The organism is Pseudomonas halotolerans, from assembly GCF_039581215.1.
GTDB lineage: Bacteria > Pseudomonadota > Gammaproteobacteria > Pseudomonadales > Pseudomonadaceae > Aquipseudomonas > Aquipseudomonas tehranensis.
The window spans coordinates 30,258-50,825 of sequence record NZ_JBCNTJ010000003.1; the positions used below are offsets into that span (position 1 = coordinate 30,258).

Genomic DNA, 20,568 nt, shown 5'->3' on the forward strand with positions numbered 1-20,568 from the left:
GGTGCGCAGAAACCGAAGCGAACGGTCTGTGAACAGCCGATAGCGCCGCTGGAAGGCAGAGTTGGCTGCACGTGCGTAGCCTGGAAGGATGCTGCACACGCAGCCAACTCACCGAAGTCGTTCAGGTATTGGCCAGTTCCAGCGGGATCTCCAGGGTGAACAGAGCTCCCTGGCCAGGCCCATCGCTCTGGGCGTAGAGACGGCCATTCATTTCCACCGCCGCCAGCGCACAGCTGTGCAAGCCAAATCCATGGCCGTCCTTGCGAGTGGTGAATCCGTGGTTAAAGATTCGAGCCTGGTTTTCGGGCGCAATACCCTCGCCCCGATCCTTGACGCTGAGACATAACGTACTCTGCGCGACAATCCGGATGCTCAGTGTCATTTCCCGCGGATGGTCGGAAACATTCGACATTGCAAATTTGGCGTTGCTGATCAAGTTGATCAGGATCAGCAGCAACCTGTGCTTGTCTCCCACAATGATGGGAATGTCCTGAAAGTCCTTGATGACCGTGACATGGTGCCGGCTCAGCGCGCCCGCGTTCATGCGTAGCGCGTCTTCGAACAAATCCCTGACATTGAGCGGCTCGATCAGTCTCGCGGCGCCAGCGTAGGTTTGTTGGGTGGCGACGATTTCCTTGATGTGGTCAATGCTCTTGGTCAGTTGTGCCAGCTCGTCAACGAGCAGTCTCTGTTCGGCATTGATGGACTCGACCAGCTCATTGAAATAGCGAGGTAGCAGTTTGCCTTTTTCATCCTGTGTGATGAAACGACCCAAATCCTCGGCATGTTCATTCATCATTTTTACCGCTTTGCCCAAGCCGAGCGTCTTGCTGTTTTTCAACTTGCGGGTCACCAGGTCCGCCGAAATATTCACGCTGTTAAGAACGTTACCCACGTTGTGCAACACGTTTGTGGCGATCTCGGCCATTCCCGCCATTCGCGCCGCCTCCACCAGCTCGCGCTCGGCCTGCATCAACTCGCGAGTGCGGTCTTCGACCCGCTCTTCCAGTCGTTCGTTGGAGGATTGCAGTTCATGGTTAATCTGGGTGATGAGGGCGGAACTGCGAACCAACCGCGCAGCCAGGTAAATCATCAAAATGGCCATGAGGCCGGCGCACACGGCCAGATAAATATGATATTGGCGTTCGGTCGCGGCGGTCCTGCGTTGGGTTTCGTTCAACAGCTCGTTAATGCTGTCCAGCTCTTGGGCGACCGGGATAACACTGATGCGGTCAATAAGGTCATTGACGATCGGCTGCTCCTGGATAATGGATTCAATATGTTGTGTCAGCGTTGTAAAGGACGGCAGGGAGGACGGGGGCAGCAGGGCAATGTATTGCTCCAGCGCATGGAGTTGGCTCTTTACCTCTTCGGCCTTGTTCGATGTGACATAAAGGGCGTATTCAAGCGTTGTCAACGTCAGGTCAAGGACACTCGATGCGACCTCTAAACGGTTGATCGGAGTGTCGGCACCCATCTCCATGAGCCGTGTCTGGATGTCGTCCTCGGCAAGTGGCAACGCATCCAGAGCGGCGCGTAAGCGGGTGTTGTGTTGCTGGAACTGTTCCACCAGCAGGTTTTTGTTCTTCACCGCATCCACATAGCCCTGGCGCCTGGATGCCCAAAGGGCCGCCAAAGGGCCAGAGTTGTTGAGCTGCTCCAACTGCTCCCATCGACGGGTCGCTTCAGGTGGCGGGGCCAGCGACAGGTTGTTATTGATGCCGATCTTTTTTCGCAGGATTTTGACGTTCCAGTTGGCGTCGGACTGTTTGAGTTGCCGGATGAAATCCCGGGATTCGAAATAGGTGGAGGCGTCGTAGGTGTAGGACTTGACTAGAAAGAATATCGAGGCTGAGAAAACCACCAGCGCGACGGCCAATAAAGCAGGCCATTTGTATTTTTTGATGAGGTGGGTCACGCGGTCCTCCCGTCAAGGTTCTTGAGTGGGCAGATCGGTGAGTTCCCAAGGTAAGGCAGGCCTGCGCCGGATGGGCCGATGGGTGAAGTGTCTGTTGGGCGTTGTACAGGTTGCGTGGGTCTGCTTTTGCCTGGGTGCACGTCGAGCTCCCTGCTAACGATGGCGTGGTACGTCAATGACGTGAGTGTAGCTAAGGAGGCGGGGCGATGTGGGAGGCTGGGGGCGGGTGTAGATTAAGTCAGCCGCCACAGGGGCGGCTGACCTTCAGCACGGTCTATCACAGCGGTCACAGCTCAGGAGTGAACCGGATAGTCCACATATCCACGCTGATCGCCACCAAAGAAAGTGCTCGGATCCGGCGTATTGAGTGACAACCCTTCGCGAATTCGCCGTGGCAGATCTGGATTGGCCAGAAACGGCCTGCCAAACGCGATGATGTCCGCGCGGCCGTCGATCAGCGCCTGTTCCGCCGTCGCGGGATCGTAGCCTCCGGCGATCATCAGCACGCCGTCCCAGGCTGTACGCAACTGACCGATAATGGCATCCCAGCGCGGATCGAAGTTCTCATCTTTTACAGTGCCGACGACGGCGGGCTCGACAAGGTGCAGATAGGCCAGGTTCCAGTGGTTCAACGAACGCACGATATGGCCGAATGTAGCCTCGGGGGTCTCATCGCCCATGCCCATGAAGCGTCCCATGGGAGTCAGACGCACACCCACGCGTTCTTGACCGACCTCATCGACCACGGCAGCCACCACTTCCAGTAACAGACGAGCACGATTTTCCAGACTGCCTCCGTATTGGTCAGTGCGCTGGTTACTGTTGCTGTTGATGAATTGATCCAGCAGATAACCATTACCGGCGTGAATTTCCACGCCATCCATTCCGGCGTTCATCGCATTGCGTGCGGCCTTGCGGTAGTCGCTGATAATGCCGGCGAGCTCCGAGGTTTGCAGCGCTCGAGGCACCGGCACATCACCCCAGACGCCTTGACCATCGGTATCGACGATGAACGTCTTGCCAGGTACGGGTAATGCACTCGGGGCAACCGGCAGCGCGTTGTCAGGCTGAAAACTGGGGTGCGATACGCGGCCCACATGCCAAAGTTGCATGAAGATCAAACCGCCCGCCTCATGCACGGCGTTGCTGACCTTGCCCCAGGCCTGCACCTGTTCATCGTTGTAGATCCCTGGCGTCCAGGCATAACCCTGGCCCTGTCGGGATATTTGCGTCGCCTCGGTAATGATCAGGGCGGCGCTTGCACGTTGGCGGTAGTACTCGGCATTCATGGCTGTCGGAATGTCGCCCGGTTGCCCGGCGCGAGAGCGTGTCAGCGGTGCCATCGCCACTCGGTGGGCAAGTGTGTACGGACCTAATGCGATGGGACGAAACAGATGTGGCGTCATGGTGTTCTCCAATAATCGAAAAGTGCAGGCAGGGTGGGTTCAGGAGGGCTGTTGCGAGCGAGTCAGGGGAAGGTTCAACCAGCGTCGCCCTGTGGCATTTGCGACGGCATTGCCGATGGCCGCGGCCATTGGTCCCTGGACGATTTCGGCGGCGCCGAGAAACGGTTGTCCCGGTTGGTCGAGCAGATGAACGTCGACCTTTTTGGGCACTTGGGAAAAGCGCAGGATCGGATAACCACCCCAGTCGTAGCTGCGAATGCCTCCGGGGTCATAGGCGACTTTTTCATACAGCGTCCAACTGGTTGACTGGACGACGCCCCCTTCCACTTGGTTGCGCAAGCCGTCGGGATTGACGATCTGCCCAACGTCCACGGCGGTGACGACGTGATCGATCTGCACTTCGCCAGTCTGGGGGTGCACCTGAAGGCGCACCGCGATGGCGCAATACCCCATGATGTTTTTGTAGCGGGCGAATGCGAAACCTATGCCCGCGCCAGGAGCGCTGCTTCTTTGCGGCCAGGCAATGGCGTCGCGAACTCGTTCCACCACGGCCCGCGCCCTGGGATCGGTCAGATGGGCAAGGCGCAAGGCAACTGGATCGACTTCGGCTTTGATGGCCAGCTCATCCATGCAGGCTTCGATTGCGAAAATGTTGATGTGCGCGCCGAGTGAACGCATGGCCGATGTACGAAATGGCATCTCGGTGACGAAGTTCATGTCGATGCGCGTCGAGCCCAATGTGTACAGGGGCACCGCGTTGCGATCGCCGTCGCCTTCGGGTTGTGCGATAGGCACCGAAGGCGCAGAGATGAAGGGGCGGGCCAGCAGCCGCGCCGGCAGCAAGCGTCCGGCATTGACGATGCGTTCGTTATGAGGCGTAGTCCATAGCTCGCAGTTCCAGTTCTGCAATCGACCCTGCGTATCAAGGTTGGCCTGGACCTCGGTAATCATCGCCGAGCTGTAGGGCTCCCAGAGATTTTCCTGTTCGCGCATCCACTGCACTCGGACCGGGGTGCCCGGCAGTCGCATGGCAATCAACGCCGCGTCGGCCGCTGCATCGTCCGCGCCGTTGTGACCATAGCAACCCGAGCCTTCGGTGTGGATGCAGCGGACGCGCTCGGGTGGCAGTCCTGTCATTTCGGCAATCCCGGCGCGCAGGGGGTACACACCCTGAGTGTGGGTCCAGACCGTGAGGGTGCCGTCCTTGAGCCAGGCCACGGCGCATGACGGGCCGATGGAACCGTGCATCAGATACTGTTTGGTTACGCGCGCGCGGTAGCTGTGGTGGGGCGCGTCTTGCGGGGTACCTTCATGACTGATTGGATAACGGCGTGAGGGGAGCCGTTCGAGCAAGGTATGGATCGATCCAGACTCGGGGATTGCCTGCCCGCCACTCCAATAGGCCGATTCGTATCCGCTGCGCATGGCCTTGATCGCTTGCCATTCATCAAGCGCCACCACGGCCAGATAATTGCCATCACGCATCACTTGCACAACCCCGGGCAGCATCTTGATCGACTCCGCATCGAAGACCTCCAGCCTGCTGCCGGGACGAGGCGGGCGGATGACTCGCGCATGCACCATGCCTGGCAGACGAATGTCTTGAACGAACGCGGCACCGCCACTGACTTTGGCCACAATATCCAGTCTTTGCAGCGAATGGCCGATCAGCTTGAATTGCGTCGCCGGCATGACGGGCGATTGGACCTTGGCGTAGAGGTGCAGATCGACATTCTTGACGGCGTCGGCGTAGCTCATTCGCTGCCCGTTGGGGCCGAGGATGATGCCTTGCTCGGTGGTCAGCAGTGCCGGCAACACCTCCCAGCTACGCCCGGCCGATTCCAGCAGCAACTCACGCACCTGTGCCGCCGCGTTGTACAGCGCGGTCCCACTGTCGAAAATACTGTGGCTACCGGCGGTGTAGCCTTCGTTTGGTGTCAGAGCCGTATCGGCGGTCAGCAAATTGATCGCCGCCGGAGAGACTTCCAGGCGTTCCGCGGCTATTTGCAATAGGGCTGTCTTGACACCGGTGCCCAACTCAACCTTGCCGGTGTAGACGGTGATGCCCTCTGCGCCGACCCGGATCCAGGCATCGAGATAGGGGTTGGTGCGCAGGCTGCCGGGCAGGTCCGGCGCCCGCACTACCGTGCCAAGCGTATCAACTTCGGTGTCTGCCCATGCGCGTCGGGCCATCGGCGCCAGGGTGAATGCCATCAACAAGGCACCGCCCTTCAAGAAGGCGCGGCGACTGTGCGCCATCTCTTTAACCTGCTTCATAGCGAACTCCGGTTTTGCCTGGCTACAAGGCTGATCGCGTCGATAATTCGCAGGTGGGTTCCGCACCGACACAGGTTGCCTGCCATGTACTGGCGTATGGTCTGTTCGTCCGGGCACGGATTGCTTTCCAGCAATGCCTGGGCGCGCATCAACATACCGGCGATGCAGTAGCCGCACTGGGCCGCCTGTTTATCGATGAAGGCCTTCTGTAAAGGGCCGGGGCGCTCGACGGTGCCGAGGCTTTCAACCGTTCGAACCTGTTTGCCGTCAAGGCCAGCGCAGGGTGTCACGCAGGAAAACACCGGCTTGTCATCGACAATGACGGTACAGGCACCGCATTGGCCCAAGCCGCACCCGTACTTGGCGCCATTGAGCCCCAAGTGATTGCGCAGCGCGTAGAGCAGCGGCATGTCAGGTTCCAGCTCCAGTGTCTGGGGCGAGCCGTTGACATTGAGAGTGACTTGGGTCATTTCGTCTCCTGGCGTATCGCTTCAAGGGTGGCAGAAAGGTCTGTCCAGGGTTGGTCGGGACTGGCCTGGTGGCGCAGGTATGACGCCAGGGCTGAGAGTTGGGCGTTGTCGAGGCTGGCGGCAAACGGCGGCATCACCGGGCCCGGCGTGCCCGGAGTGACCGGGATGCCATCAAGTACGGTTTTCAGGAAGTTGCGCGCGCTTGAGGCTTGTAGCGCTGACGTACGATTCAGCGCCGGGCGCCCGTCGATTTCGCGCATCGGTGCTGCCGCGCCATGACAACCGGCACAGGCGCTGGCGAAGAGCAGGGCGCCACTGGCTTGGCTGGTGGGCTCAGCGCTGGCAGCATCGGGATGGATTTCCCTGACCGCAGCCCTGCCGGGCAGGCTCAGCAAGTACTCGGCAATCGCCTCTGCGTCGGCCACCGGCATGCGTGCCAGGCTAAGACTGACCGCACGCATCGGTCCAGCCGCGGTGCCATGCCCCTCCACGACTTCCGCGCGAAGGTAGCGCACCAATTGCTCAGAGCTCCATGCGTTTGCACCACGAGCCATGCCGCGCAGCGAAGGTGCTTGCCAACCCTCCACGGAACCGCCCGCCAGGCTTTCGCCGCTCTTCTGGGCACCGAGCAAGTTCAGGGGTGAATGACACCCTGCGCAGTGGCCGGGCCCTTGGACCAGATAACGCCCGCGATTCCAGGCTTCAGATTGTCGTGCCACTGGCATGAGTGGCTTTGTGTGCAGGAACAGCAGATTCCAGAATGAGACTAGCGGGCGGATGTTCATCGGGAAGTTCATGCTGTTTTGCATGGCCGGTGAGTTCACGGCAGGGCCGCTCATCAAGTACGCATAGGCATCAGCGATGTCGTCTTCGGTCATGCGCCGGTAGTGTACGTAGGGAAAGGCCGGGTAAAGGAAATGGCCATCGCGTGAGATCCCTTCGCGCATCGCCCGCTCGAATGCCGGCAGCGACCATTGGCCAATTCCGGTCTGCGGATCCGCAGTGATGTTGGTGCTGTAGAGCGTGCCGAACGGCGTTTTTAACGGCAGGCCCCCAGCCATGTATTGGCCCCCGGGTCGCGTATGGCACACCGCACAATCGCCCGCCTCGACAACGCGAGCACCGCGTTGCAACTGCGCGGAATCGAAGGTTCGCGGACGCTCGATGGGGGCTATCGCCGGACGCCACATCAGCATCAAGGCCCCGACCGCGCCTACCGAAGCCAGGACCACGGCGCTGATCCATAACGGCCTGGCTCTGATGAAGTTACCCTTCATGAAAAGGCCCGGTGCCGCAGACGTGCTGTCGCGAGTGATGATGAGTTGGGGGTCATGAACAGCTCCTTGGTCAGCCTGGGAAGGGCGCCGGAGGAGAGACCTCTGCGCCAAGTGCCGAGGGTAAGGAAGGAGTGGCTGTCGGAGTATCCGCGGATCACGCAATAGCCTGTTGCGCCAAGCGCAAGGCGAGTGCGCGTTGCATATGGCGCATCACTCAATTGCTCATGGGGTGGATTCTGTGGATTGACCGCTGCCTTTAGCCTTGACACCACTTTTCCGAACTCAACGAGGTGTCATCATGCTCACGGGTAACCCGGCGGCAGCGGCCAAGGCCGAGCAATCTGCTTCACTCTCCGGCTTGATGGTCGCGTTCCTGGCGTTTTGCTGCGGCGCGGTCGTTGCCAACCTTTATTACGCTCAGCCAATTGTCGAACTGATCGCGCCGCAGATCGGCCTGTCCAGCGCCAATGCCAGTCTGATTGTTTCGCTCACACAGTTTGGTTATGCGTTGGGCCTGCTGTTGCTGGTGCCACTGGCCGACCTGATGGAAAACCGACGCCTTGTCGTGGGTTTTACCCTCGCCGCGAGCGTGACCCTGTTGTGTGCCGGTCTGACGCATTCGCCGTCGATCTTCCTCATACTGTCCTTGCTGATGGGACTTACCTCAGTGGCGGTGCAGATTCTTGTGCCTCTGGCGGCGCATTTGGCGCCGGAAGCCACGCGGGGGCGCGTTGTGGGCAACATCATGAGCGGGCTGTTGCTGGGTATTCTGCTGTCACGTCCGCTGTCGAGCCTGCTGGTGGAAGTGTTCGGCTGGCGCGGAGTGTTTTTCAGCGCCGCGGCACTGATGGCCGTCATCGCCGTGATTATGGCGACTGCGTTGCCGCGGCGTGTACCGACTCATCAGGCCACCTACCCGGCATTGATCGGTTCGGTGTTTGCGCTTGCCCGTCGCCACCCGGTTCTGCGGCAACGTTCGTTGTATCAGGGCTTGTTGTTCGCCAGCTTCAGCCTCTTCTGGACCCTCGCGCCCATCGAGCTGATGCGTCACCACGCGTTCAGTCAGGCACAGGTCGCGATATTTGCGCTGGTCGGAGCCGTCGGTGCAGTGGCAGCACCGATTGCCGGGCGCTTGGCCGATGCCGGGCACGGCCGCCGCGGGACATTGGCAGCACTGTTGTTGGCACCCGTCTCGCTATTGATCGCGGCGCTGCCTGGCAGCAGCTACCTTTGGTTGGTGGTGTGTGCAGTGCTGCTGGATTTCGCCGTGCAACTGAACATGGTGCTGGGCCAACGAGAGGTGTATGCCATCGACCCGCACAGTCGCGCGCGCCTGAACGCGGTTTACATGACCAGCATTTTCGTGGGCGGTGCCTTGGGCTCGTTGGTGGCGAGCCCACTGTATGAACATTTCGGCTGGAACCTGTCTGCCGTGACGGTGGCATTGTTGCCCGCTCTGGCTTTGCTAATGTTTCTGGGGCGCAAGGCAGAGGCCTGAGCGCCATGCGTCGGTGTGAGGTGTGAGGTGTGATCGTACAAGACGGCGCGGGACGAGTGATGCACAATTGTCTGCGTTCCTTTTCGACCGGGTTGCACCTATGGACAAGCTGCTGGCATTGAAGATGTTTGTTGAAACCGTGCGTTGCGGTGGTTATTCCGCCGCAGCACGCAAACTCGGCATCTCGACATCTTCGGTGACACGCCAGGTGGCAGGACTCGAAAATGAGTTGGGCGCCAGTCTTCTTAACCGCACGACTCGCAACACCAGCGTTACCGTCGCCGGGCAAACCTATTTCGAGAAGGCCGTCGCCATTCTCGATGCCATTGATCAGGCCGATGCCGTAGTCGCCGACCGTGGCATCGAGGCCCAGGGACGCCTGCGGATCAGCGTCCCGGTGGAGTTTGGCCGACGAATCATCGCGCCGCATCTGGGCCGGTTGCTTGCTCGTCATCCAGGACTGGAAATCAGCGTGTCGTTGAGCGATCAGGTCAGCGACCTGCTGAGCGAACAGATCGATGTGTCGGTGCGTCTCGGATCGTCGGTGGTCAGTGAGGATATCGTCAGCAAACGGGTAGGGGCGTTCCAGCGATGGGTGGTGGCCAGCCCGGACTATCTGAGTCGTCACGCGGCGCCGTCTCATCCCCGTGACTTGCTGGAGCTACAATGCCTGCGCTTCGATTACGGTGGTTCGCACCACCACTGGACGTTCCAGGGCGAGGAAGAAACCATCCAGCTCAACGTCCACGGTCGCCTGCAAAGCAACAACGCCGATATCCTGCGTGAAGCGGCGATCGCCAGCGGCGGGGTGGCCTTGTTGGCCGACTGGCTGGTACGTGACGACGTCGCTTCCGGTCGGCTGATGCGGTTGCTGGAACATTATGAAATCAATCCCGGCAGCGCGAGCAGCTGTATCAATGCCCTGTATTTACCCAATCACCGGGGCTCCAGCCGGATCAATGTGTTCATCGATTTTCTTGAGGAGATCCTCGCGCCTGATCGATCGGATAACCGATAGCGCCAACTCAGGTGCGTAGTTTTCTGGCGGGAAAACCAGGGTGGCGCAATAGAAACTGCAGGCGCCAGAAACGACAAAGCCCTGAATAATCAGGGCTTTGTCGTATGAAGATGGCGGAGGCGATGGGATTCGAACTCATGGACCTGTTACAGTCGACGGTTTTCAAGACCGTTGCCTTAAACCACTCGGCCACACCTCCGTATTGCGTTGCGGGCGCCATAATACCCGAATGAAACACACTGTCAAACTCTCTACGTAGCTTGTTACAGAGCGTCTGTTATCATCCTTGCCACTGAATGTTTCAAAACCGGAGGAGTGTCGCCATGCGCGAACAGGATTACGCAGTGAACAACAGCGTGCAGGCTGAGCAGCTAGAGGTTAGCCGCGTCCTGCGCAACACTTATGGCCTGCTGGCACTCACGCTCGCTTTCAGCGGTGTGATGGCCTTCGTTGCACAACAGATGCGCGTCGGCTACCCGAACATCTTCGTGGTGCTGATCGGTTTCTACGGCCTTTTCTTCCTCACCAACAAGCTCCGCGATTCGGCCTGGGGCCTGGTTTCGGCCTTCGCCCTGACCGGTTTCATGGGCTTTCTGCTCGGCCCGATCCTCAACCGTTACCTGGGCATGCAGGGTGGCGCCGAAGTGGTCAGCTCGGCCTTCGCCATGACCGCGCTGGTGTTTGGTGGTCTGTCGGCCTACGTACTGATCTCCCGCAAGGACATGAGCTTCCTGAGCGGCTTCATCACCGCCGGTTTCTTCGTATTGCTCGGTGCGGTAGTGGCCAGCTTCTTCTTCCAGATCAGCGGCCTGCAACTGGCAATCAGCGCCGGCTTCGTGCTGTTCTCGTCGGTCTGCATCCTGTACCAGACCAGCGCCATCATCCACGGCGGCGAGCGCAACTACATCATGGCGACCATCAGCCTGTATGTATCGATCTACAACCTGTTCGTCAGCCTGTTGCAACTGTTCGGCCTGATGGGTCGCGACGATTGATTGCATGCGTGAGATGGAAAGCCCGCTTCGGCGGGCTTTTTTTCGTCCTCGATTTTTCGTTATGGCCAATGGCCCGCAAAAAAGCCGATTCGTGATGGCGGCTTTGAATAATTGATCTACAACTATGACAAGGGATTACATTGCCAGGGGCGGCATGAGGTAAACCGGTCAACCACCGCGCGAAATCTTCGCCACGTTCCCCCCGATATTGTTCGTATTCGGCTATCCGAGCCAGGTCTGACTGCGCCCGTTTTTCAGGTGCCAAGGAGGTGTACACGCATCACTGAGTGTTAACCGTGAGCCGGCCGGGCAACGCGCCCTGGCCCAATAACAAGGAAGCCCTGCGCATCAATCAGGAGATCGATGATTTTGGCAGGCGTTGCCCCTATAAGGAGATACCGATGATTCAGTCCCACGCAAAGATCGTTGTACTCATGGCTTTGGCAGGCGGGTTGTCCATGACCAGTGCCAATGCCGGCACCTTCCCTGATTTCGGCTTCGCCCCTCCCAAGAGTGAATATTCCGGCCCTGCGTTCCAGCTCAGCCAGAACTATCCCGCCACAGCCCCTGGCGCCGCATCGATGCCAGCGTTCTTCAAGATTCTGCCCACAACGCGCAGCAACGATTTTGAAACCTGGCGAGCCTACATGGAGGGCGTCAAGCAATACTGTCTGGAGGGCAACGCCGAGACTAACTGGAATGTGCAGAAGAACACCGTCCGCCAGTGGTACCACATGCCCTGGCAGCATTACGGGCCAAGCGGGCGTGAAGGCATCCACGGGCTGACCCGAGAGGCGCCTATTCAACCTAAACAGCTCGCTCACACACAGTTGGAGTCTGGTCAGACTTATGCGGTGGGGATCTATAACGACATCGGCGCCTATACCATCGGCCAGGTCTGGAAAGATCCGCAGAACCCTGACCCGAGCTTCACGTCAAAGCCCAAGAGCTTCCCCAACGGCACCGTGGTGTGTAAGGCGTTGTATGCGGACATCGATGTCAATTCGGTGCCGTCGTTGGCCAATCCCTTGCTGCTGGATGCCTACACCGCCGTCACGTTTACATCCACTGATCGCGTCGTGAAAAAAGTCGCACTGATCCAGATGGACATTGCCGTGCGTGACACGCGTGTCAGCGAGACCGGCTGGCTCTTTGGGACCTTTCAGTACAACGGCATCGATAAGAGCAAAGGCGACTGGGAAAACCTGGTGCCGGTCGGAATCATGTGGGGGAACGACCCTGAAGTGACCAGCAGCGAGTTCACCAATCCGACCCCGACAGAAACCAAAATCAACCCTGCGTTGAAGCAGACCGCGATCAATGCCAATGCCAAAGAATTGCCGCCGACCCACCTGGGTTGGAACGGGCGCCTCAACGGGCCGGTGGACAACCCCCAGGCTTCGTGCCTGAGCTGTCACATGACCGCTGAATACCAGCAACTGGCGATCATGAACCCGACCTTCCAGGCCGATCCGCCGGCGCCGGGCACTGAAGAGTGGATGCAATGGTTCCAGAACATCCCCGCCGGCCAACCCTTTACGCCAGGGACCCAAAGCACGGACTACAGCCTGCAATTGTCCGCGGCCTTGGCCAACTTCTATGACTGGAAATGCAACCACAGTGGCGTCTATGCCGACGGCAAGAATGCTTGCGAAAAAATCGTGCCGCTAAAACTGATGAAAGCGAGCAATGCGCCTCAGGATGAGGTGAAAAAAGTGCAGCGCAGCCCTGAATTGGAAGACCTCGAATAGTCTGGATCCCGGCCTCGGATGACACCGAGGCCGGGCAGGCTCATGCCATGGGCGGCAGTCGCCGCTTGACCGGGGTCTTCTTGACGATGGCGGTGTTGGTTTCTGCCAGAACATTGAGCTTGTCCAGCAAGGTGTCCAGTTGCTCCATCGAGCGCACATGCAGCCGGGCGATGAAGCAGTCATCGCCGGTGACCTTGTCGCATTCGGTAAATTCAGCGATGGCCTGGACCTGCCGTTCCACTTCCTGCAACTGCCCCGGTAACGGGCGAATACGTACAATCGCCTGGAGCTGGTAGCCGAAGCACTTGGGGTCCACTTCCACGGTGTATGCCCTGAGCACGCCACGCTCTTCGAGCCGGCGAAGGCGCTCGGCGACGCTGGGGGAAGACAGGCCGCTCAGGTTCGCCAGGGCCTTGAGGGAACGTCGGGAGTCCTCCATCAGGGCGCTGATGAGGATCTGGTCGATGTCGTCAGTCATTTTCCGCTCCGTTAGGCCAATGCCCGAAGTTGCCTTGATAAAAAAGGTCAAAAGCCAGTTTAGCCTTTTTCCTGCCATGGAGGATCGCCCCTTCGGCTCGGCATACTGTGGCCACTTGCTGAAGGAGCCTGAAGATGGACAAGACCTTACGTCGCGGTTCGCTGGAAATGACCGCCGCCATGTTGATTTCCGGAACCATAGGTTGGTTCGTGCTGGTTTCCGGCGTGCCGGTGCTGGACGTGGTGTTCTGGCGTTGCGTGTTTGGCGCCGCGACCTTGCTGCTGATTTGCGCCGGTTTCGGTTTCTTGCGTCCGGGTGTCCTGACGCGCACCACGTTCCTGCTGGCGGTGCTCAGTGGCGTGGCGATCGTGGGCAACTGGGTACTGCTGTTTGCTTCTTACTCCCGCGCGTCGATAGCCATCGGTACGGCGGTGTACAACGTCCAGCCGTTCATGTTGGTGGGGCTGGCGGCGTTGTTCCTGGGGGAAAAAATCACCGCCCAAAAGCTGTTCTGGCTGGCGGTGTCGTTTCTCGGCATGTTGGCCATCGTCAGCGCCCACGGTGAGCAAGGGCAGGGTGGCGGAGACTATCTGACGGGTATCGCCTTGGCGCTGGGCGCTGCGCTGCTGTACGCCATTGCGGCGTTGATCATCAAGCGTCTGACCGGGACACCGCCGCACTTGATTGCGCTGATCCAGGTCAGCACCGGTGTGTTGCTGTTGGCACCCTGGGCGAACTTTTCGGCGTTGCCGCAGCAGCCCGAGGCCTGGGCTAGCCTGGTAACCCTGGGCATGGTGCACACCGGCGTGATGTACGTGTTGTTATACAGCGCGATTCAACGGCTACCCACCGCCGTGACCGGGGCGTTGTCGTTCATCTACCCGATCGCGGCGATTTTCGTCGACTGGTTCGCCTTCGGTCATCGCCTCGAACCACTGCAGTGGCTGGGGGTGGCAGCAATTCTGTTGGCGGCAGCCGGCATGCAGCAGGGCTGGGGCATCAAGGTGCGCCGTCCAGCCCTGCCATAACCCATCGTTCGGCGCGGGTCAGAAGATGTAGTCGGTGGTCAGGAAGTTAGAGTCGCGCCCGCGGATGATGTCGCTGATCAACGTCTTGTTGCTGTCCTGGAACTTGGTCGCCACCAGTGTGCGGATCGAAAAGGTGCGCAGCGCATCGTGGACCGACAACGTGCCCTCGGCCGAGTTTTTCCGGCCGTTGAACGGGAACGTGTCCGGGCCACGCTGGCATTGGGCGTTGATGTTGATGCGCCCGACCTGGTTGGCGAAGATGTCCACCAGTTTGCCGACTTCGGTCGGGTTGTTACCGAAGATGCTCAGCTGTTGGCCGAAATCGGACTCCAGCACGTAATCGACCACGGTATTGAGGTCGCGGTACGGCACGATGGGGACGACCGGGCCGAACTGTTCTTCGTGGTAGACCCGCATTGCGGTGTTCACCGGATAGAGCACGGCCGGATAGAAGAATGAGCCGCGGGATTCGCCGCCGTGTTCATTCATCACCTCTGCGCCTTTGGCGACGGCATCGGCCACCAGTGCATGCAGATAATCGACCTTGCCCGCCTCGGGCAGCGGTGTCAGTGCCACACCGTCTTCCCACGGCATGCCAGGTTTCAGGGCGGCCAGCCTAGCGTTGAATTTCTCGATGAATGCCGGTGCCAGGTCTTCGTGGACAAACAGGATTTTCAGCGCAGTGCAGCGCTGGCCATTGAAGGACAGCGAGCCGGTCAGTGCCTCGCTGACGGCGTTGTCCAGGTCGACGTCCGGCAGCACCAGGCCGGGGTTCTTGGCGTCCAGGCCCAGGGCGGCCCGCAAACGGTGCGGGCGCGGATGGAGTTTTTTCAGATCGCTGGCCGCTTTGTTGGTGCCGATGAAGGCAAAGATGTCGATCTTGCCGCTGGCCATCAGCGCGCTGACAGTTTCCCGGCCGCTGCCGTAAATCACATTGATCACACCGGCCGGGAAGCTGTCGCGAAACGCTTCCAGCAGCGGCCGCACCAGCAGTACGCCGAGCTTGGCCGGCTTGAACACCACGGTATTGCCCATGATCAATGCGGGAATCAACGTGGTGAAGGTTTCGTTCAGCGGATAGTTGTAGGGCCCCATGCACAAGGCCACGCCCAGTGGCACGCGGCGGATCTGCCCGAGCGTATCCTGTTCCAGCTCGAAGCGGCTGGAGCGGCGGTCCAGCTCTTTGAGGGCGTTGATGGTGTCCACGATGTAGTCGCAGGTGCGGTCGAATTCTTTTTGGGAGTCCTTGAGGTTCTTGCCGATTTCCCACATCAGCAGTTTGACTACCGCCTCGCGTTGCTCACGCATGCGCGCCAGGAAAGCCTCCACATGGCGGATGCGTTCTGCCACGCGCATGGTTGGCCACTGGCCCTGGCCGCGGTCATAGGCGCGCACGGCTGCATCCAGGGCGGTGAGTGCGGTCTGTGCATCCAGCAACGGTGTGCTGCCAAGGATTACTTGTTCGTCACCCTGCGGGCCTGCCAGGTACACCGGGCTGCGAACAACGGCCAGCGGCCCTTGCCAGGTTTTCAGGGCGCCATCGATCAGGTATTCGCGCTGTTCGAGCGGTCCATCAAGCTGGTAGGCGTGCGGAATGTCGGCAGCGCCGGGAAACAGGTTGGCGAGAAAGTTGGCTTGGGTCATGTCGTTACTCCATCAATGAAATGAGCCATGGGCTGACGGCTTTCAGGCGTGAATCGCTTCTAGCGTTATACGCCTTAATGGAGGGTTTTTTTAAGCGCTGGGGGACGTGGGGCAGAATTTCATCGATGGTCGATCGGTTTGGCGAGCCGACAGCGCGTGGCTGCGACCCGCCCTGAAGCGATGGTTTACCAACGCATCCGTACCCCCAGGCTGCCGATGAGGCCGTTCAGGTCGTTGTCATCGACGTCGCTGCTGTAGTCAGCGCTGATGTAGAGGCTCACCACCGGCGTCACCCGCGCCACCAGCCCCAGGCCGACCTCGACGGTGGAAGATTTACGGCTGCTGCTGATCTTGTCGACTTTGTCCAGGGTCAAGGTGTTGGCACTCTGGACCGTGTGCCAAAGGTTGGTACGCACGTAGGGTTCCACGCCCAGGCCGTTGACCTGATAGGTCCCTTTGAGGCGTGCCCCGACGCGCCCGCTCCAGGTGCTCAGTTCGTTACCGGAGCCATTCTCGGTATTGGGGCTGTCGAGGGTAATGCGCTGGTTGATCAGTTGCGCCTGGGGTTCGACCACCCAATGGTCGCTGATACCGATGGGAAACCCGCCTTCGACCGACAGTGTGACGGCATTGCCTTCGGTGGCCTGACGCTGGCCCTGCTCGGTGCGGCTGTAACCGTTGACACGCCCGCCGCTGGCGCTCAGGTCCACATGCCAGCCTGTCGGACCCGTCAGGCTCCAGTACGCGCCCAGATGGGTGCCTTGCAGGTTCAGGGCGTCCTTGCCGGGTTCGACCATGGCCGGTGTCACCAGCGTGCCATTGACGCGGGTGATGACTTGGTTCTGTCCACTGATCAGGCCCACGCGTTGGGTATGGCCGCTGTCGTTTCGCAGGATGAAGAGGGCGGGACTCTTGCTGGAAGCGGGATCATTATTCAGGGAGGCGGTGCCCTGGCTGTCGGCCTGTGTTCGGCCATACCAGGGTTGTAACGTCTCCTCGGCGGACCAGGCCCGCACCTCCATGGATGAACACAACAACAACGAAGTCGAGAGGGTGTAGAGAGTGGTGGTGATCTCTTGTGGGCGGGGGGAAGTTTTCATGGGGGCCTGCCTTGCAATCGCATGCGTTTCTCGCTTATGGCGTCTCTCCTACCCCGAACGAGGGGCGACCGAATGGATTGAGGCAAGCCTGGGGCGGTCCGCTGTAGCGGGGTTCCGAGGCTTGCCCCTGACTGTATTTCCGGGGGTAGTACGTTGTAGTCAAGAAGACAGGCGCTATCGCGTCAAGAAAATGAACGATGAATGGCAAGCTGAAATCAGGCTCCATAAATATTTGATTATTTTGGCTTATCCATAGCGTTGATTTGACGTCAATCGACCGTTTCTGCCCTTCGGCTCACCACCTTACCAACTGATTCGTACACCAAGATTGCCCGCCACACTGCGCTGTTGGGTGCTGTCGAGGTCGTGACTGTAGTCCGCAGCCGCATAGATGCTGACGGTCGGTGCCAGGCTCACGATAACGCCGACGCCCAGGTCGCCGGTGGAGGCGCGCTGTTGGGTCTCGATCCGATGGGCATCGTCAAAGGTCACCGTATCGGTGCCGGAAAAGGTGTGCCAGACGTTGGCCCGCAAATAGGGCTCCACCGGCGTGCCACTGACCCGGTAGCGACCCTTGAGCCGGGCGCCGAGGCGACCGGTCCAGGCGCTGTCGGAATCGAACTCGACCCTTGAGACCCCGTCGTCCTGTGTATCCAGGGAAATCTTCTGATGAATGACCTGGACCTGGGGCTCCAGGACCCAGTCGCCGGTCAGGGCGAATGGATAACCGGCCTCGGCCGACAAGGTCAGCGCGTGCCCCCGATTGTCGATTTTGAGACCGCGTTCGGAGCGGTTGTCGCCGTTGAGCCGCGTGCCCATCACCACCGCATCAACATAGCCGCCGCTGGGGTCGGTAAGGGTCCAGTACAACCCGTAGCTGTCGCCGTCGAGCTCTACCTTGCCGGCGCGTCGGCCCTGGAAGCCCAGGTTGAAACCGTCGACATTGCCGTTGAGTTCGGTATGGCCGACGAAGAAACCGATGCGCTGGGTCTGGCCCCCGGACATCGGCGAGCTGTACAAATCATTGCCCACCTGAAAACCCTTGATAGACCCGTCCAGACGCGGGGTCACCGTACCGGCCCAGGTCTGGTCCAGATCCTTGCCATAGACCCGACCCCAACCGGCTCCAAACGCACCGGTTTCGGTAAGCAGGCGCTGGTCGCCCTGACGATCGTGGAACGTGCCCAGCGCCATCAGGGTCAGTTGCGCCGCGGCGGGAGGCAGCACCGACCAGTTGGGCACTTCCGGGCGGTACAACGGAATGGGCGCAGCACCGGGCACTGCCGCTGGCAAGGCCGGCAACGTGGGGCTGGGCGCCGCGATCGGTCCGGCGACCACGGTTGAGCGCAGGTACCAGCTGTTTTCATTGCCGCTCACGCCGCCCTTGAACAAACGGTAATCGAAGGCGCCGGCCGACACCGATTGCGCCAGCGAAAAAGCACCGCTGTCGCTGACCGCGCCCCCCTGAGCCTGGACCAGTTCGATGCCGTTCTGGGTGGTTTGTGCGCCCGCTCCGCCCAGGTTCGTGACCGCGATGGACGTGCTGCCCGTGAGAGTTCCGCCATTGACCACCAGTTTGTCACTGGAAGAATCGTCGGCGCCGACCACCGTCTGCAGGCGCAACTGGCCATTTGTACCGACATAGTTGCCTTGCACGGTGAGGGTGTCGTCGGTGCGGGTGTTCTCGCGGGTGAGGTCAATGATTCCGTTGTTGTTAAGTGTTGCCAGCTGGCCGGCGGTAAACGGGGCGATGCTGCCCTGGCTCGACGTCAGCGTGCTGCTGTCATCGATCGTCAGGGTCCCTGTGCCGGTGGCGCTGTCACCCAGCACCAGCGTGTCCTCCAGCTCCAGGCGTGAGTCCCGGGTCAGGTTGATCGTTTCCCAGTTGGCATAACGGGCACCGGTGCTGGAGATGCTGCTCTCAAAGGTCAAGAGATCCTGACCCGTCCCGCCATCCAAGCTGGGTGTGGTGGCAAGCCCCGTTTCGTCAAGGGCGCGCAATACCGCTGTGTCGCTGCCTTCACCCATCAGAACCGCTGAGTGAATGAGGCCACCGAGCCACTGCAATCGGTCATCGCCGGCACTGGCCCGGACTTCGCCGATGATTTCGCCACCGGTCACGGTGATACGGTCGTTACCGCCGCTGACGCTGACGTTGCCGCCGATACGGCCAGCGGACAGGATGATGGTGTCGTGGCCGAAACCGGCCACCAGGTTGCCGATGATTTGCCCGCCCGACATGTCGAACACGTTGTCATCGAGTTTCATATCGACCCGACCGATGCTGCCGCCGGACATCCGCGCAATGTCGCCGTCTTCGAATGCATCGACGATGGTGCCGCCGGTCATCGTGAACTGATCGAGGCCATCGCCTTGGGATATGGAAAGAATCCTGCCGCCATTCATCACGAACACGTCGGCTTCCGAACCTTGCTCGATGTCGCCGTCAATCACGCCATTGGCGTTGATCTCGATGCGGTCGATTCCGGCGTCGAAGATAACATCGCCCTGAATGATACCGCTGCCATTGGCCGGCATTGTCAGGCTGTTGTTGCCCGAGAGGTCTGTCAGACCGGGGCTGGTGCCGCTGTCACAGACATAAACGTCATCGCCCGCCGTTGGCGTCAAGGTGCAAGCCGCCATGGCAGATGAAGCGGATAACAGGAAGGGGGCCGATACGCATAAGGCGTTGAACAGCCGATTGAAACCCTGATCGCGCAAGCTCATGTGCTATCCCTCCGCATCGGCACCCGTGTTATGCCGGTTTCAGCATCGGCTGCACTACAGAAGGCACGCAGGGCCTGGCAACGCTCGCTGTATGGAAGGACCCTAACAACGAATAATCAGCGCCGCTACTGTCAGAACTTACAGGTGCTGACGGCTCAGAAACGAGCCTGGAGTCACAAATGCACCTCCACGAACAGCGGCAGGTGATCGCTCAAGTGCGTCCAGGGTTTGCTGCCCAGGATCTGCGGGGCATGGCTGGTCGCGTTGCGCAGGTAAATACGATCCAGGCGCAGCAGGGGGAAACGGGCCGGGTAGGTCCTCGCCGGGCGACCGTGGTGGTGTTCGAAGGCTTCGTGCAGGTATTGGCGGCGGGCGAGGGCGGTATTGCCGCGCAACTGCCAGTCGTTGAAGTCACCGGCGATGATCACCGGCGCGTCTTCGGGCAGCGAATCAAGCAGTTGGCAGAGAAGCTTGAGCTGCAACTGGCGATGGCTTTCCAGAAGACTCAAATGCACGCAGATCCCATGGACCTCGGCATGCCCCGGTACATCCAGCACGCAATGCAGCAGCCCGCGCCGCTCGGGACCGGTGATGGAAACGTCGAGGTTACGAAACTCACGGATCGGGTATTTGGACAGCAATGCATTGCCATGATGGCCATCGGGATACACCGCGTTACGACCGTACGCAAAATCGCTCCACATGCTGTCGGCGAGGAACTCGTACTGGGACATTTGCGGCCAGTTCTCGTAGCGCGACGCGTGGCGGTCGTGTTCGCCCAGCACTTCCTGCAGGAACACCAGGTCGGCCCCGGTGCTGCGTACCGCTTCACGCAGCTCGGGCAGGATGAAACGACGGTTGAGGGCGGTAAAACCCTTGTGGGTATTGACCGTCAGAACCCGGAGCCGGTGGACCGCTGCGGGCGTGTCCAAAGGCGTTGATTCGGCGGCTTGCCGGTTGGGATCGCCAGTCACGTTCACT

The 20,568-nt window shown here is 60.1% G+C and carries 15 protein-coding genes and 1 tRNA gene; 5 read left to right on the forward strand and 11 right to left on the reverse strand.

From position 1 onward, the window contains the following. Positions 1-121: 121 nt before the first annotated feature. From AAIS01_RS04950 to AAIS01_RS04970, 5 genes are all read right to left on the reverse strand, one after another. Positions 122-1,918, reverse strand: a complete 1,797-nt coding sequence (locus tag AAIS01_RS04950; protein WP_343468047.1) for a DAHL domain-containing protein — start codon at positions 1,916-1,918, stop codon at positions 122-124. 293 nt (positions 1,919-2,211) lie between these two features. Then, entirely contained in the window at positions 2,212-3,324 is a 1,113-nt protein-coding gene (locus AAIS01_RS04955) for an alkene reductase (RefSeq protein ID WP_343468048.1), read from the reverse strand. A 39-nt stretch (positions 3,325-3,363) separates the two neighbouring features. Then, positions 3,364-5,601: a xanthine dehydrogenase family protein molybdopterin-binding subunit gene (locus tag AAIS01_RS04960; RefSeq protein ID WP_343468049.1), complete on the reverse strand. Its 2,238-nt coding sequence runs from the start codon at positions 5,599-5,601 to the stop codon at positions 3,364-3,366. Continuing rightward, complete coding sequence (locus tag AAIS01_RS04965) at positions 5,598-6,071, reverse strand: (2Fe-2S)-binding protein (protein ID WP_343468050.1); 474 nt, start codon at positions 6,069-6,071, stop codon at positions 5,598-5,600. The genes AAIS01_RS04960 and AAIS01_RS04965 overlap by 4 nt, the downstream gene beginning before the upstream one ends. Further along, entirely contained in the window at positions 6,068-7,348 is a 1,281-nt protein-coding gene (locus AAIS01_RS04970) for a c-type cytochrome (RefSeq protein WP_343468051.1), read from the reverse strand. Before AAIS01_RS04970 ends, AAIS01_RS04965 begins: the two co-directional genes overlap by 4 nt. Before the next feature lie 298 nt (positions 7,349-7,646). Here AAIS01_RS04970 and AAIS01_RS04975 point away from each other — a divergent pair, with 298 nt between their 5' ends. Next, positions 7,647-8,846 carry an MFS transporter gene (locus tag AAIS01_RS04975; RefSeq protein WP_343468052.1) on the forward strand — a complete coding sequence of 400 codons (1,200 nt, stop codon included), beginning with the start codon at positions 7,647-7,649 and terminating at the stop codon, positions 8,844-8,846. A 100-nt stretch (positions 8,847-8,946) separates the two neighbouring features. Further along, positions 8,947-9,864, forward strand: a complete 918-nt coding sequence (locus tag AAIS01_RS04980; protein ID WP_343468053.1) for a LysR family transcriptional regulator — start codon at positions 8,947-8,949, stop codon at positions 9,862-9,864. A gap of 111 nt (positions 9,865-9,975) precedes the next feature. Here the strand turns inward: AAIS01_RS04980 and AAIS01_RS04985 are convergent. Further along, a tRNA-Ser gene (locus AAIS01_RS04985) sits at positions 9,976-10,063 on the reverse strand. Between the two features lie 124 nt (positions 10,064-10,187). On the opposite strand from AAIS01_RS04985, the gene AAIS01_RS04990 reads away from it, so the two are divergent. Together AAIS01_RS04990 and AAIS01_RS04995 are read left to right on the forward strand one after the other, a co-directional pair. After that, positions 10,188-10,859 (forward strand): Bax inhibitor-1/YccA family protein, encoded by a 672-nt coding sequence (locus AAIS01_RS04990; RefSeq protein ID WP_039588756.1) that lies wholly within the window; start codon positions 10,188-10,190, stop codon positions 10,857-10,859. A gap of 401 nt (positions 10,860-11,260) precedes the next feature. Next, positions 11,261-12,610 carry a hypothetical protein gene (locus AAIS01_RS04995; protein WP_343468056.1) on the forward strand — a complete coding sequence of 450 codons (1,350 nt, stop codon included), beginning with the start codon at positions 11,261-11,263 and terminating at the stop codon, positions 12,608-12,610. A 40-nt stretch (positions 12,611-12,650) separates the two neighbouring features. Here the strand turns inward: AAIS01_RS04995 and AAIS01_RS05000 are convergent, their stop codons facing one another. Then, complete coding sequence (locus tag AAIS01_RS05000; RefSeq protein WP_343468057.1) at positions 12,651-13,088, reverse strand: Lrp/AsnC family transcriptional regulator; 438 nt, start codon at positions 13,086-13,088, stop codon at positions 12,651-12,653. 134 nt (positions 13,089-13,222) lie between these two features. Between AAIS01_RS05000 and AAIS01_RS05005 the strand changes: the two genes are divergently transcribed. Beyond that, complete coding sequence (locus tag AAIS01_RS05005; protein WP_343468058.1) at positions 13,223-14,116, forward strand: DMT family transporter; 894 nt, start codon at positions 13,223-13,225, stop codon at positions 14,114-14,116. An 18-nt stretch (positions 14,117-14,134) separates the two neighbouring features. Here AAIS01_RS05005 and AAIS01_RS05010 read toward each other — a convergent pair whose 3' ends face one another. The 4 genes from AAIS01_RS05010 to AAIS01_RS05025 all read right to left on the reverse strand — a co-directional run bounded on the left by AAIS01_RS05010 (position 14,135) and on the right by AAIS01_RS05025 (position 20,561). After that, entirely contained in the window at positions 14,135-15,760 is a 1,626-nt protein-coding gene (locus AAIS01_RS05010; protein ID WP_343468059.1) for an NADP-dependent glyceraldehyde-3-phosphate dehydrogenase, read from the reverse strand. 185 nt (positions 15,761-15,945) lie between these two features. After that, on the reverse strand, positions 15,946-16,860 hold the full coding sequence (locus AAIS01_RS05015; protein ID WP_343468060.1) for an autotransporter domain-containing protein: 915 nt from the start codon (positions 16,858-16,860) through the stop codon (positions 15,946-15,948). Positions 16,861-17,163: 303 nt separating this feature from the next. Next, positions 17,164-19,587, reverse strand: coding sequence for an autotransporter family protein (locus AAIS01_RS05020; protein WP_343468062.1), 2,424 nt, complete (start codon positions 19,585-19,587; stop codon positions 17,164-17,166). 173 nt (positions 19,588-19,760) lie between these two features. Beyond that, positions 19,761-20,561, reverse strand: a complete 801-nt coding sequence (locus tag AAIS01_RS05025; protein WP_343468063.1) for an endonuclease/exonuclease/phosphatase family protein — start codon at positions 20,559-20,561, stop codon at positions 19,761-19,763. Between the last annotated feature and the right edge of the window lie 7 nt (positions 20,562-20,568).

What these genes read in the sequence shown, in the direction of transcription:
- AAIS01_RS04960 (WP_343468049.1), bottom strand. Translation starts at nt 5,601, where the DNA reads ATGAAGCAGGTTAAAGAGATGGCGCACAGTCGCCGCGCCTTCTTGAAG.
- AAIS01_RS04980 (WP_343468053.1), top strand. Translation starts at nt 8,947, where the DNA reads ATGGACAAGCTGCTGGCATTGAAGATGTTTGTTGAAACCGTGCGTTGC.
- AAIS01_RS04975 (WP_343468052.1), top strand. Translation starts at nt 7,647, where the DNA reads ATGCTCACGGGTAACCCGGCGGCAGCGGCCAAGGCCGAGCAATCTGCT.
- AAIS01_RS04995 (WP_343468056.1), top strand. Translation starts at nt 11,261, where the DNA reads ATGATTCAGTCCCACGCAAAGATCGTTGTACTCATGGCTTTGGCAGGC.
- AAIS01_RS05015 (WP_343468060.1), bottom strand. Translation starts at nt 16,860, where the DNA reads ATGAAAACTTCCCCCCGCCCACAAGAGATCACCACCACTCTCTACACC.
- AAIS01_RS05005 (WP_343468058.1), top strand. Translation starts at nt 13,223, where the DNA reads ATGGACAAGACCTTACGTCGCGGTTCGCTGGAAATGACCGCCGCCATG.
- AAIS01_RS05000 (WP_343468057.1), bottom strand. Translation starts at nt 13,088, where the DNA reads ATGACTGACGACATCGACCAGATCCTCATCAGCGCCCTGATGGAGGAC.
- AAIS01_RS04955 (WP_343468048.1), bottom strand. Translation starts at nt 3,324, where the DNA reads ATGACGCCACATCTGTTTCGTCCCATCGCATTAGGTCCGTACACACTT.
- AAIS01_RS04990 (WP_039588756.1), top strand. Translation starts at nt 10,188, where the DNA reads ATGCGCGAACAGGATTACGCAGTGAACAACAGCGTGCAGGCTGAGCAG.
- AAIS01_RS05010 (WP_343468059.1), bottom strand. Translation starts at nt 15,760, where the DNA reads ATGACCCAAGCCAACTTTCTCGCCAACCTGTTTCCCGGCGCTGCCGAC.
- AAIS01_RS04965 (WP_343468050.1), bottom strand. Translation starts at nt 6,071, where the DNA reads ATGACCCAAGTCACTCTCAATGTCAACGGCTCGCCCCAGACACTGGAG.
- AAIS01_RS05020 (WP_343468062.1), bottom strand. Translation starts at nt 19,587, where the DNA reads ATGAGCTTGCGCGATCAGGGTTTCAATCGGCTGTTCAACGCCTTATGC.
- AAIS01_RS04970 (WP_343468051.1), bottom strand. Translation starts at nt 7,348, where the DNA reads ATGAAGGGTAACTTCATCAGAGCCAGGCCGTTATGGATCAGCGCCGTG.